Annotated in this window: 14 protein-coding genes; all 14 read left to right on the top strand. The window is 56.6% G+C overall.

The features are described 5' to 3' along the window. The first annotated feature begins 235 nt into the window (after positions 1–235). The 14 genes from L8K08_RS23400 to radC all read left to right on the top strand — a co-directional run bounded on the left by L8K08_RS23400 (position 236) and on the right by radC (position 12,355). A complete protein-coding gene (locus tag L8K08_RS23400; protein ID WP_242200221.1) occupies positions 236–985 on the top strand; it encodes a hypothetical protein in 750 nt (249 codons plus the stop codon). Positions 986–1,100: 115 nt separating this feature from the next. Continuing rightward, the gene (locus tag L8K08_RS23405) at positions 1,101–1,331 is read left to right on the top strand and encodes an AlpA family phage regulatory protein (protein WP_161904306.1); all 231 of its coding nucleotides are present in this window, start codon (positions 1,101–1,103) and stop codon (positions 1,329–1,331) included. Positions 1,332–1,335: 4 nt separating this feature from the next. Then, positions 1,336–2,178 (top strand): ParA family protein, encoded by an 843-nt coding sequence (locus L8K08_RS23410; protein ID WP_242200222.1) that lies wholly within the window; start codon positions 1,336–1,338, stop codon positions 2,176–2,178. An 81-nt stretch (positions 2,179–2,259) separates the two neighbouring features. Continuing rightward, complete coding sequence (locus L8K08_RS30370; RefSeq protein ID WP_347341016.1) at positions 2,260–2,469, top strand: hypothetical protein; 210 nt, start codon at positions 2,260–2,262, stop codon at positions 2,467–2,469. 14 nt (positions 2,470–2,483) lie between these two features. Further along, positions 2,484–4,052: a ParB family protein gene (locus L8K08_RS23415; RefSeq protein ID WP_242200223.1), complete on the top strand. Its 1,569-nt coding sequence runs from the start codon at positions 2,484–2,486 to the stop codon at positions 4,050–4,052. Then, positions 4,049–4,597, top strand: a complete 549-nt coding sequence (locus tag L8K08_RS23420; RefSeq protein ID WP_242200224.1) for a DUF2857 domain-containing protein — start codon at positions 4,049–4,051, stop codon at positions 4,595–4,597. The genes L8K08_RS23415 and L8K08_RS23420 overlap by 4 nt, the downstream gene beginning before the upstream one ends. Continuing rightward, complete coding sequence (locus L8K08_RS23425; protein WP_242200226.1) at positions 4,594–5,778, top strand: STY4528 family pathogenicity island replication protein; 1,185 nt, start codon at positions 4,594–4,596, stop codon at positions 5,776–5,778. Before L8K08_RS23420 ends, L8K08_RS23425 begins: the two co-directional genes overlap by 4 nt. A 242-nt stretch (positions 5,779–6,020) precedes the next feature. After that, complete coding sequence (locus L8K08_RS23430; RefSeq protein ID WP_242200228.1) at positions 6,021–6,776, top strand: PFL_4669 family integrating conjugative element protein; 756 nt, start codon at positions 6,021–6,023, stop codon at positions 6,774–6,776. After that, entirely contained in the window at positions 6,773–7,291 is a 519-nt protein-coding gene (locus L8K08_RS23435) for a DUF3158 family protein (RefSeq protein ID WP_242200230.1), read from the top strand. Before L8K08_RS23430 ends, L8K08_RS23435 begins: the two co-directional genes overlap by 4 nt. After that, entirely contained in the window at positions 7,288–7,758 is a 471-nt protein-coding gene (locus L8K08_RS23440; protein WP_242200232.1) for a single-stranded DNA-binding protein, read from the top strand. The genes L8K08_RS23435 and L8K08_RS23440 overlap by 4 nt, the downstream gene beginning before the upstream one ends. 228 nt (positions 7,759–7,986) lie before the next feature. Then, a complete protein-coding gene (locus tag L8K08_RS23445; RefSeq protein ID WP_242200234.1) occupies positions 7,987–9,954 on the top strand; it encodes a DNA topoisomerase III in 1,968 nt (655 codons plus the stop codon). Between the two features lie 894 nt (positions 9,955–10,848). After that, positions 10,849–11,430: an STY4534 family ICE replication protein gene (locus L8K08_RS23450; protein WP_242200235.1), complete on the top strand. Its 582-nt coding sequence runs from the start codon at positions 10,849–10,851 to the stop codon at positions 11,428–11,430. A gap of 71 nt (positions 11,431–11,501) precedes the next feature. After that, positions 11,502–11,759, top strand: coding sequence for a hypothetical protein (locus tag L8K08_RS23455; protein ID WP_242200236.1), 258 nt, complete (start codon positions 11,502–11,504; stop codon positions 11,757–11,759). Between the two features lie 101 nt (positions 11,760–11,860). Next, positions 11,861–12,355 carry a DNA repair protein RadC gene (gene radC / locus L8K08_RS23460; RefSeq protein ID WP_242200237.1) on the top strand — a complete coding sequence of 165 codons (495 nt, stop codon included), beginning with the start codon at positions 11,861–11,863 and terminating at the stop codon, positions 12,353–12,355. Positions 12,356–12,363 lie beyond the last annotated feature (8 nt).

Here is a 12,363-nt window from a genome sequence, read left to right on the forward strand (position 1 = left end):
ATTCTAAATATCTAGAGTCGCAGATCGTAAATCGTAAATCGATGGCGAAAACTTTTCGTCCCACCGAGTGATGGCACATTAAACAAGCATGCATGATTATCATGTTGAATTTCAGTCAAATGGAATGACCTCACCGAGTGACAAAGTTGAGTAAATCAGCCGCTGCTGTAAGTTGGGTTGATGAACAGATATTCCACGGGAGGCCTATCCAGTTTAAATGGAGGTGCGTCCGAACATGTCCGCTTATGTTTTCAACCCACAAGCTAAGGTCTTTTATCGCCCCATAGATGCGGCGTTGCGCTGGTGCAATTTAATCCATTATGAAACACAGATTATGCAAGCTGCTTGGTCACGCCCAGAAGAACTCGCGGCTCTGTTTCCTCAATGGCCTGGCCTTTGCGCAACTACCGAAAAAATTTATGACGCGGTGCGGAACGGGGATCTGCCTTATGGCTGCCTCGGTATTTCTGTTCCTTTGGGAAGCTATGTAGAGCCCTTCCAGCTAACCATCCGCCATTCAGACTTACGTCGTTGGATGGAGACTCATTACCCGGACCATAAGCCTGTATTTTTATTCGAGTCCGGTGAGGACGCACCTGCTAAGGTCAGTCTCGGAACTTTTCTATCATTGAAAGCAGATCGAGATGAGTTATCGAGGGAGTTGACAGTACAGCAGCGTCACCTTCAAGAAGTCTTGGCAGATCTCGAGTCAATTGGATTTGAAAGAGATGGGCTCAAAGCTTTGGCCGAAACAAACGGGCAACTCAGCGAGCGTAGCGAGTTGACCTATCACAACATCATCGGAGCGTTGGTGAGCCTTTTCTTAGATCATTCGCCCGCCGGAAAGCCCCTCTCCTTATTCAAAAATCAAGCAGCGATCGTCGATGCCATTATCGCACGCTATAAGGATAAGCCAGGCCTCAGCAAACGAACGTTGGATGAAAAATTCGCCGCTGCCAATCGCAGCCTTAACCGGAATAGATAGACTGAAATATTGCACTGCAATCCCAACGATTGCAGTGGAATGACTTTCCCCTATTTCTGCTATTCAATTCAGGTCACTTGCCACCACGCATCAATCTGCGCCAGGAGTGACCAGCATGTCCAGCCAATCCTCATCCACAGTTGAAACACCTCAACCACAGATCGAACGCCACATCATGCGGCGCGAAGAAGTCGAACGAAAAACCGGTTTCAAACGGGCGCACATCTACAACTTGATGAAAGAAGGGAAGTTCCCTCAGGCTAAGCGTATTGGGTTGCGCGCTGTTGGCTGGGACTCAGTGGAGATCGAGCGGTGGGTCGTTGAGCGTTTAGGTCATAGGGCCTGATGCCATGCGTGTGGTATCGGTGATTTCCACCAACGGTGGTGTAGGCAAAACCACGGTGGCGGCCAATCTCGGCGGTTTGCTGGCGGATGCTGGCCTACGCGTCCTGCTGCTCGATCTGGATAGCCAACCCACCCTCTCCAGCTATTACGCTTTGAGCCAGAAAGCTGTTGCTGGTGCGTACGAGCTCATTGCATTCAACCTGACAACTCCTGCACAGATTATTTCCAAGACGGTGATTACAGGGCTCGACATGATCGTCTCCAACGACGCTCAGGGCCAGTTGAATACATTACTACTGCACGCCCCTGACGGGCGATTACGGCTGCGCAATTTGCTCGATGATTTCCGCCCCCGTTACGACCTGCTTTTGATCGACACTCAAGGCGCGCGTAGCGTGCTGCTGGAGATGGCCATCCTCGCCTGCGATATCGCCCTCTCCCCCATTACACCGGAAATGCTCGCCGCCCGCGAACTGCGCCGCGGCACCTTGAAACTGTTCAGTGAGCTCGAACCATTCCGTCACCTGGGCATTACACCCCCACCGCTGCGACTGCTGCTGAATCAGGTAAATAGCATCCGGGTGGACACACGGATGATCATCCGTGGTCTGCGTGAGACTTTCGCTGGGGCGACCAACATATTAGTTCTAGAAACCGTAGTTCCAGACCGCGTGGCATACCTCAATGCCGCCTCCCTCGGCCTACCGGCCCATCGAATCGAGACGCGCCAGTCACGCGAACGACGCTCGCCATCAGCGCTGGAAACTATGCAAGCGCTGGCCATCGAGTTGTTTCCGGAATGGCGCGAGGCGATCTCTACGGTGAGCAGGTGCGCGGAGGTTCGATGAGGCGAAACACCAAGCCGGAACTTCTCGCCACGTCATTTTTATCGACCTAGATGCCAACAGCGTTTGGCAAGGAGTCTTTTGATGTTGGATCAGCTTCCTATCATCGTTCAACCATCCATTCGACCACATCAGCCACCTTGCGAGGAGTACTGCACCGTGGTCTTTCGCCTGCAGGGTGGGCGCTCGGCCATGGGTTGGTTCCTCGCAGAACTCTCCCAACATTTCGAAGGTTCCGGCACCGCCGAGATCGTCAAGTTCGAGGTCGGTGATCATTTGCGCAATCGGCGTTAACAGAGGTTGTTCAGATGAAGAAACTTAGTCAGGAGGAGATCACCGACAAGCTGCACCAGGACCACTTCCCTCGGGGCCCAGAACTGAAGCGGCTGTCCGATCCACTCATCGACACGCCCATGCTGGTCACTCTGGAGCAGTTGCGACCCTACGAACACAACCCGCGCTTCATCCGTAATCCGCTGTATAACGATATCAAGGCCTCAATCCGTGAACGCGGGCTGGATCAACCACCGCCAATTACCCGCCGTCCGGGAGAAACCTATTTCATCATCCGCAACGGCGGTAATACGCGCTTGGCAATTCTCGGCGAACTCTGGCACGAAACCCGTGACGAGCGCTTCTATCGGATTCATTGCCTGTTCCGACCCTGGACCAATGAAATGACCGCCTTACTCGGCCACCTGGCCGAAAGCGATTTGCACGGCCAACTCACTTTCATTGAACGTGCTTTGGCCGTGATCAAACTCAAGTCGATGCTCGAAGCAGATGGAGATGTGCTCTCGCAACGTGAACTGGCACGACGTCTTGCAGCTGGAGGCTACCCAATTTCTCAGTCGCACATCAGTCGAATGTTCGACACCCTCGAACACTTACTGCCCGCCATTCCGCAAACTCTGTATGCCGGATTGGGTAAGCCCCAGATCGAACGCCTGATCGGTCTGCGGAGCCAGGCACAACGAACCTGGAACCGTTATCCAACCGCCGCCATCGCGTTCGCCGAGTTTTGGCTCGACACTCTGGGCTACTTTGATGCCGACCCCGAGTCATTCAATCTTGAGCAGATCCAGGATGAACTGCTCGAACGCATGAGCCGCTTGCTCGGACAGTCCTACCGCATGTTGGCCCTAGAGCTGAGCGATACCCAACGAGTCATCCCGACGCCTGAAGTTGTCGTCACCACGCCTCGAGAAAACAACCATCTGCTGAGCGATGATGAAGCCGCGGCAGGACCTCTCTCCTCCGAGTCCCCCCCCCAATCAGCCGAGACCAGAACCCAGACCGAAACCGCTCGAGAGGAGCTGCTCACACCGCCTGAGATGAATGCCGTATCAGCGCTCAGCCCTCCCTCACGTGTTCAACAGATTCGCGAACAGATCGATCGTGAGACATCCGCCGAAGCAGCATCGATCGACGACATCTGGACCATCGCACCAGCACTGGATAGCCCCGAAGAACTGCGTTCGGCTATAGCCACACTCGCGCGGGAAATGGCGACCTATGCCGGACATCCTGAGAGCATCATCGATCAGCAGCTTGGCTTGGGCTTCGCCCTGAGCATCGAGCAAGTTGATCTAACGACACCTCGCGCGACCGGCGTTCACCTACTGCTCCTGGCCCTATTGCGCGCTCAAGACGACGTGAACTGGGAGGATCGCAAACAACTACCCTCGGCTTTGTTCGGCCAATTGTTACTGGGGGTCTACCAAATCCCGCTGCCAGATCGTCCGGCCGTGGATATGGGACTGGAGCGACTGCCCGACGGTTTGATAATCAAGCTGTATCGTCTGATCCGCTTGGCTCGTCGCCTGATCGACTTAACGCTTCCCTCTGAAAACGACCCACCGAAGGAGTTGCCATGAACCTGTCCTTCAATGTGCTCAACCAGGCCATGCTGACCCAGGTGCTGCATGAGCTGCGCCTGGGTAATCTGCAACGCTGCAAGGCACTCGGACTGGATGAGGACGACATCTACCTGTTGCAATCCTTACCACCCACCACCCTGTCGCGTCTGGCCCATGCCACCGTCCCCTGGGTTGAGGTCAAGATTGACTCGCCGGTGCTGCATCGGTTGATCGAGCAAGCAGAACGCGACGAGCAGAACGAGCGCTTGATCAACCGAGCGCTCAAGCTCGGCGCCAGCAGCACCATCATGTATCAGTACTTCGGCTTGGGGCATTCGGAAACCGCCCTGCGCCGACGCCTGCTCAAGATAGAAACCCGTAAGGGCCGCCCTCAACATCTGAGCGAAGCGCAGGAACATGCACTCTGGCAGCGTTGGTGTCAGCTACGCGCTCAGCACGGCGTCGCGGATCAGCTCGACGCCATGATGATGCTGGCGGAGGAGCAACAGATCAGCTTGACCATCGTATGGCAACAGATAGATCAGTACAGCAACGGCACATGAACACTGCCCCTTCCAGCCGCTGGCAGCGTGTCCTGCAGCAATGCACCCAGCAGCTGAGTGAACGCTGGCCCGCACGCCCTATCACCGAACAACCCTCCAACCAAGCCTTGCAAGCTGGCTTTCTGTTCAGTGGCCAATCACACGAAGTCGTTCCGCGTCGACTGTTGTTGGATAATCGGCTGACGCCATTGGAACGTAATGCCTGGCAGGTGTTTCGACTGATGCTGCAGGGCCAGCGCGTGGTCACGCCGCGCTATGAAGATTTGCAGCCTTACCTATCGAGCGTGCCTTACGGTGGGTCAGCCTCCCGTGAAACCATCGCTCGCGTCTTAACGATGCTCAGACTAACCCGCTGGCTCAGCTTAGTGAGTCGCGGACGCGATCAAGTCAGCGGACGTCTGCAAGGCTCTCTGTACGTTCTGCACGATGAGCCGTTAACCCCCACCGAAGCCATGGAGCTGGATCAGGATTACCTGGAGCTGGTCGGACATTGCCTCAGTCATAACACCAAGGCGGTGCGTATTGTCGCCCAGCACATTCTGGAAGAAATCCGCCAAGACACGGATTTCGATCAGGGTCGACTACCGACGCGGTTCGACAGTTGGAGTAACCACTGGACGCAGCAAGTCTTGGATCAAGCAACCGATGACGCTCTACACGATTCCGAACTGGGGGAAGATCACCTCGTTCGGAATCGTGCAGGCTCTCGTTCGGAATCCGAACCGGGCTTGAACGCCAGTGTTCCCGGCACCGTTCGGAATCCGAACGCCGCCTGTACTGTATTAAAAGAAAGTATTTGTACTGTACCGCGCGCGACCCCGGTGGTGGATAACCTGCACTGGCCCGATCCGCTGCACTTGAGTCCAAGCGAGCGTCAGGCCGTCGCCGTGGCGCTGAACAAACTCAAACCAGCGGATCGTCAGGCGGTGCTCAACGAAGCGGGTGCACGCTGTACGGCAGGAGGCATCCGCAAGCCAGCGGCGTATCTGATGGGCCTGATCCAGCGCGCACTGAGAGGCGATTTTCGTCCCTGGGCAGGTCAGACAGAGCCCTCACCCATTGCAGAATCGCCCCCAACGGCACGCCCCTCCCGAAAACAGGGAGAACCCGCATCCGCCCTCGCCCAAGCGTGCCTGAATGAGCTACGCCAATTGCGCGGCAAACGCTCTGGACGTCAGTAGATTTGATGCCAGTGGCATCAAATCTACTGAGTTCTACTGTGAGACCGCAAAGAGCCGAACCTGCGCAGTCCGACCGATACGGCCATCGCCATCCCTGGAAATAATTCCACCGGCGTCACTCGCGAACGTCTACGAAATTAACCCTCTCAAACCAAACCGAACAGACCTCATTCAGCTTTTTGGCTGCCCTTGACCATCATCCGTCGCAATGATCTTGCCCAAGCTTATGCGAGGACAACACCGTGGCCGATCACTATCAACTCAACCTAGGCTCATTGCGCAGCAGCATCACCCTGACCCTACACACTCACCACGCCGCCCGTATCTGGCAAGGTCGAACCGCACGCGAAGGTGTCCACTCGATCATGGGCATGGCCGGCTACATCAGTGTCACCAACCTGATCAAGCAAACCGCGGCCCAGGACGATCCCTATGCCGACTGGGCCATCGTGCAACTAGAAGAAAAACTGATGCAGGCCAAAACTGGGATGCTGGAACTGACCCTTCAGCTGGATCGGATCAGGCAGGACCTGCCGACACAGATCGACATGGGCGACAACCTCAACATCCACCCCGTCACCTTGCCGTTGTACATTGGCAGCCAGCTGGGTTTTCTGGCCGTCTACCTGCTGACCGACTACGACACCCTGGTGCGCCGTACCCTATTGGCCCATCACACCGCCCTAATCGGCCGCATCGACATGGAAGCCTGGATCGACGACGGCGCCCATTTGCTGCGCAGCCTGTTCGGCCAAGCCCAGCGCTATCGGCATGCTGGCGTCACGCGTGATGACATGGCGGCGAACAACGCCCGTGCTCTGGCGGCCATCGAGAAATTGGGTTTGCCCCCGATGGACATCCTGGAGGGGCATCGCCGCTCCCAGTTCGCGCCGACAATCATTCATCGTGGTGCTGTGGCGGTGGATGACGCTGACGCGTTGGCAGAGGAAGCGAGAGAGCCCTCTGCGACAGCGGATGAGCCGGAGGACGAAGCATGAATCCCATGATCCTGGTCCAACCAATGCCCTTCGAAGCGTTGACACCGGATGCCTATCGACAGCTCGAACACGCTGCCTCCCTAAAAGGCCTTTTAAAACCCTTTAAGGGTAAGGGGGAGTTGGAGCACCTGGCGCAGGTGGCGAGGGAAATCGAGGCGCAGTTATGTCACCTGATGGAGGCTGTTGTGCAGCAAGCCGGACAGCCCCCTTACTCACTGCTGGATATTCGATTGGTGCTGCAGAACACCAGCGCTGGCAGCACCTTTTTGCGTTGGCGCACCCGTGATTTTGCCCGTATGGGGGTTGCGGTCTGGGAACGCCAGGTCCGCAACCAAACCCTACAGCAGGCCGTACGCCAAGGATTGCACCGTTTCGAATGCGATCGCATTGCACTGAACCTACAGATGAGTGTGGTGCATTCGCTTTACCGCCAGGCCTCAACCTGCGCGATCAAAATGGCCAGTGCCGAACGGTTACTGCGCCAACTCACAACCGCAGTGGAGGTATCAGGATGAGTACTTTTTTTGTCGGCGAAGGCAACATCGGCAGTGCGCCAGAGTTTCAGGAGTTCCCATCAGGCAATGACGAGCCACGGCGTTTGCTACGGCTGAATGTGTACTTCGACAACCCCGTGCCACGCGAGGGCAGCTATGAAGATCGAGGTGGCTATTGGGCGCCAGTTGAGCTCTGGCACCGCGAGGCTGAACACTGGAACACGCTGTACCAGAAAGGCATGCGTGTATTGGTCGAAGGCCGTACCGTGCGCGATGAGTGGGAGGACAGCGAAGACAATGCGCGGGTGACCTTCAAGATCGAGGCCCGTCGAGTCGGCATCCTGCCTCACCGGGTGCACAGCGTGGTCATGCGGGAACGGTCCAGTGAACCGGCGGCATCTGCGATACACGCCGGGCAAAATACAGAGCAGGCCAGCTCACCGGCGTCGAAACCCAAGAAACGCAGAGGGCAACCACCTACGCCCTGACAGACTTCAGGCATAAAAATTGCGCCTCTGCGCGAAATTGCTGGCGTGTTATTACTCGCTGCTCGTGAAGACCCATCCCTGTTATCCAGACTAGAATCAGACAGCAACCTCGGACCATACAAGCCTGCCCTCACCGACTAAATATGAGGAACCTGCCATTCAGGTTTCTCATATCTCGCAACTGCTGTTTCCAACAACGCTGCTCCGAACCAAATCCGGAGCAGTTCTATGCGTCTCTTCCTCTGCGAAAAACCTTCCCAGGGCCGGGACATCGCCAAGGTACTCGGGGCCACTCGGCGTGGTGATGGCTGTCTGATCGGACCCGAGACCACCGTCACATGGTGTATCGGCCACCTGCTGGAGACGGCCCCGCCTGAAGCCTATGGCATTCAATACAAGAACTGGTCGTTGGATCATCTACCGATCCTTCCCGCGCAGTGGCAGGTCGAGGTCAAACCTAAGACTGCCGCGCAGTTCAAAATCATCAAACACCTGCTGAGTGAAGCCTCCAGTGTTGTCATCGCCACCGACGCCGATCGCGAAGGTGAGATGATTGCCCGGGAGTTATTGGAGCTCTGCAAGTATCGAGGTCCCGTTAAGCGCCTCTGGTTGTCCGCACTCAACGAGGCTTCGATTCGCAAAGCATTGTCCTCGCTGAAGTCTGGTCAGGAGACCTTCCCGCTCTATCATTCAGCCCTAGCCCGCAGCCGCGCCGATTGGTTGATCGGCATGAACCTCAGTCGTTTGTTTACCCTTCTTGGTCGGAGAGCGGGCTATGGCGGTGTATTGTCGGTTGGACGCGTCCAGACACCCACTTTGCGCTTGGTGGTCGATCGGGATCGTGCGATTGCCGGCTTCCTCTCGGTGCCCTACTGGGACGTGGATGTGCATCTGTCCTCAACGGGGCAACAATTCATTGCATCGTGGTTACCACCGAGCTCAGGACGAGATGAGGCCGGTCGTTGCCTGAATCAGACGCTTGCCCGTCACGCGGTCGAAGCGATCTCTAGCGGTAAGACCGCCACAGTACTCTCGCTGCAGACTGAGCATTCCCGCGAACCGCCCCCCCTGCCCTTCGACCTGAGCACACTGCAAGAAGTCTGCTCGCGCAAGTTGGGGCTCGGAGTCCAGGAAGTCCTGAACATCGCCCAGGTTCTGTATGAAACCCACAAAGCCACCACCTACCCGCGCAGCGATTGCCGCTATTTGCCAGAGAGTATGTTCGACGAGGTACCCGCGGTATTCGATGCTCTGCTCAAAACGGATCCCACACTGCGGCCCGCACTCGCAAGCCTCGATCGATCGTTGCGCTCACGGGCATGGAACGATGCCAAGGTCACCGCCCACCACGGCATCATCCCCACCAACGAGCCGGCGAACCTTGCGCGGATGTCCGAACAAGAGCGCAATGTCTACGAACTGATCCGTAGCCACTACCTCGCGCAATTTCTTCCGCATCATGAGTTTGATCGAACCCAGGTAGAACTGGAGTGTGGCGAAGAGCGATTGACCACTGTTGGCAAACAGATCCTGGTCCAGGGCTGGAAAGGCTTGCTCTACGAAAACACCGAGGAGGATGAGCCCAGTCACAAGTCCCAAGTCTTACCCGTCTTGCAACAGGGTACTCAGTGCGCAGTGGACAACGTCGAACTCAAGTCCATGCGCACTGCCGCTCCCAAACCGCTCACCGAGGGCGATCTGATCAAGGCGATGAAAAATGTGGCTAAGCTGGTCAACGACCCACGCCTGAGACAGAAGCTCCGGGACACCACCGGTATCGGCACCGAAGCCACGCGAGCCGGTATCATCAAGGGGTTGATTGATCGCGGTTATTTGCTGAAGAAAAAACGCGCCTTGATGGCCTCCGCAGCGGCCCATACCCTGATCGAGGCAGTACCCGCTGCAATCGCAGATCCAGGTATGACCGCGATCTGGGAACAGGCCCTGGACGAAATCGAAGCGGGACGCCTGTCGCTGGATGCATTCGTCACCAAGCAGGCGAACTGGATTGCGCAGTTGGTCGCACGCTGCGGTTCACTTACTTTAGCCATGCCTATCGAAGCCGGTCCGACCTGCCCCATTTGCAACGCATCAATGCTCAGGCGAAAGGGCAAATCAGGGTTGTTCTGGTCATGCTCCCGATACCCCGACTGCAAGGGTACTGTGTCGATCGTTAAGGATACGCGTCGCACATGATGTTCCATGGGATGATCATCATGAGAACGGTGTACGCGCTGCCTTGACGTCGTCCAGTCCTCTCTGCTTTAGTGCCTCAGGATCATCGCCAATGGCGACCCAAGACCGACTCGCTCCGGGTAGCTCGGTCGGACTCATTGAGTTCGGAGCCTTCTCTTCTGTGGGATTTCGCTCCCGTTTTGTGCTCGACCTGATCGTGGTGGCGGATGACCAGTGTTGCCTCTAGGGCAACAGCGGTCATCCGCTTCGGCGATCGTATTCAGTCCCGGAGCCCGCCGGGGAAATACGGGGCACCCTTTGTGCGCGGATGCGTGCCAGCATGTTCCGACCCAGGCCACGACAAGGGTCGGTTGGCGAATCATGGCGCAGTTAAACCAAGTTTTGCGAGGAGCTTGTCGACTGCGTAAGACCGTCAAAGGTGGCTTTTCTCTTCCTCGCCTGGCGACACGTCAGGCCCACTCATCATTTCTCCACTCCAGTGATTGCCACTGTATTCCAGGCGTAAAAAACCGGGTTGCAGCGTCTTGACGCTCCCCTCTGACAGGCTTATACAAAGGGCGTGGTTCGCTGTCGTTGACAGCCCAGCCCAGGTAGCTTGAACCTTCAAGGCTACGCCACGTTCGTGGTGGTTTACCCAAGTGCGATCAGCGTTCGGAAGCTCGCGCGGTTACCGCTTCAGCGGTGATGAATGCCCACTACCTCATGCCTGCGGATCACCACCGCAGACGTTTCTCTGCTGCACCGCTGTTCCCCCAGACGCATCGTTCTGATCGTCATCGGCTTGCCGGTGGCGAGTAGTTCATGACTCGACTTCACCTTACCCACCCTGACGGAGACTCACTTCCCCGTCAGGGCTTGTGCGTCGCCGTTTTCCCTTGAAACAGGAGAACCATCATGGCCCACGCCAACCACTCCCAAGTAGCGACCACTTACTTCAATCTGCACACCGCCGGTATCGGTTATCTCAACCGTGTTCGTGAAGTACAAGTCCGCCGCGGCCAGCCATTCATGGCTTGCGATATCGCAGCCCTGCACGGTGCCACCGATGCGGTGGAGTACACCCGTTTCGACTGCAAAGTCGCTGGGGGTGAAGCTGAACGCTTGATTCGTCTCTATATGGACGCCGTCAAAGCCGAGAAAAAGGTCTTGCTGTCGTTCCGTATCGGCGACCTGTGGATCGATCCGTTTCTCTACGAGAAAGGCGATAAACAAGGTCAACCGGGCGCCAGCCTGAAAGGTCGTTTGCTGTTCATTGACTGGATCAAGGTCAACGGCACGTTCGAATACAAAGCGCCCGCCAGGCAGGAAGTAACAGCACCTGCTGAGCAAGCGCCAAACAGTGAGCCATCCCCATCATCGGCTGATACCGAAGCTGAGGAGACCGCAAACCCAACAGAGGCTCGGGTCGAACCTGAGTCTCCACCCACTCCCCGCACTGCCCGCCGTGATGCCACCCGTACCGTTCAGTCCGCCTGAACAGTCCACGATGTTCCTCATCAAGGCGCTCCGTCGAGCGCCTTTTCTTCAATCCGCACAGGAGAACCAACATGGAATCCTTCTGGCTTTGCGACGACTGCCTGTTCGCTACGGCTTACGAGGACTACAGCACGTTATCGCTCTACTACACGACGGATGAAATTGAGAAACGCATCGCCGGCATCCATCGAGGACTGGTTCGGTTAATGCCCATCAGTGCCGACTTCGATCCCGAAACTGGCTGGGGAATAAAAGTTTTTTCCCCATTGCCCTGCGACGGTTGTGGTTCACACCTACACGGTCAACGCCACCGATTCACGCGGCTGTAAACAGCGCGCCATCTGCTAACGCCCGCGACTCCACACCCACCTCGGGGACACCACTCCCCTCGGGCGTGTACCCCTGATTTTTTCCCTTCGGAGGTACCACCATGAGCACCCAACTCACACTGATTGAGACCTCGGATTTCGAGGCGGATCGTATCGTCCAAGAAAACCAGGTGATCGACGAAGCACTGCATATTCTGGATCGTCGGCTGTTCAACCGCGGCCCTAACCTGACGTCGCCTGACGCCGTGGCCTCATACCTAAAACTGCATCTTGTGCAACAAGAGCATGAAGTCTTCGGTGTGATATTTCTCGATGCCAAGCACCGGGTGTTGGCGTTCGAAGTCCTCTTTCACGGCAGCATTGATGGCGCCAGCGTTTACCCCCGCCAAGTCGTTAAGCGTTCCCTAGCGCATAACGCCGCGGCCGCCATTTTTGTTCATAACCACCCCTCAGGTTGTACAGAACCCAGCCAGGCGGATCACGTCTTGACTGCACGGTTGAAAGAGGCCTTGGCCTTGATTGAAGTGCGCGTACTGGATCACTTCATCGTGGGTGAAGGTCGTCCTCTCTCTCTTGCCGAACATGGCTGGCTTTAACCCTCACA

The organism is Pseudomonas sp. TREG-RG-20F-10-E-6-01 (genome assembly GCF_022662455.1).
Lineage (GTDB): Bacteria > Pseudomonadota > Gammaproteobacteria > Pseudomonadales > Pseudomonadaceae > Aquipseudomonas.

Bases quoted from the DNA above. Each gene is read 5' to 3' on its own strand.
- L8K08_RS23400 (WP_242200221.1), top strand. From the start codon at position 236: ATGTCCGCTTATGTTTTCAACCCACAAGCTAAGGTCTTTTATCGCCCC.
- L8K08_RS23405 (WP_161904306.1), top strand. From the start codon at position 1,101: ATGTCCAGCCAATCCTCATCCACAGTTGAAACACCTCAACCACAGATC.
- L8K08_RS23410 (WP_242200222.1), top strand. From the start codon at position 1,336: ATGCGTGTGGTATCGGTGATTTCCACCAACGGTGGTGTAGGCAAAACC.
- L8K08_RS30370 (WP_347341016.1), top strand. From the start codon at position 2,260: ATGTTGGATCAGCTTCCTATCATCGTTCAACCATCCATTCGACCACAT.
- L8K08_RS23415 (WP_242200223.1), top strand. From the start codon at position 2,484: ATGAAGAAACTTAGTCAGGAGGAGATCACCGACAAGCTGCACCAGGAC.
- L8K08_RS23420 (WP_242200224.1), top strand. From the start codon at position 4,049: ATGAACCTGTCCTTCAATGTGCTCAACCAGGCCATGCTGACCCAGGTG.
- L8K08_RS23425 (WP_242200226.1), top strand. From the start codon at position 4,594: ATGAACACTGCCCCTTCCAGCCGCTGGCAGCGTGTCCTGCAGCAATGC.
- L8K08_RS23435 (WP_242200230.1), top strand. From the start codon at position 6,773: ATGAATCCCATGATCCTGGTCCAACCAATGCCCTTCGAAGCGTTGACA.
- L8K08_RS23440 (WP_242200232.1), top strand. From the start codon at position 7,288: ATGAGTACTTTTTTTGTCGGCGAAGGCAACATCGGCAGTGCGCCAGAG.
- L8K08_RS23445 (WP_242200234.1), top strand. From the start codon at position 7,987: ATGCGTCTCTTCCTCTGCGAAAAACCTTCCCAGGGCCGGGACATCGCC.
- L8K08_RS23450 (WP_242200235.1), top strand. From the start codon at position 10,849: ATGGCCCACGCCAACCACTCCCAAGTAGCGACCACTTACTTCAATCTG.
- L8K08_RS23455 (WP_242200236.1), top strand. From the start codon at position 11,502: ATGGAATCCTTCTGGCTTTGCGACGACTGCCTGTTCGCTACGGCTTAC.
- radC (WP_242200237.1), top strand. From the start codon at position 11,861: ATGAGCACCCAACTCACACTGATTGAGACCTCGGATTTCGAGGCGGAT.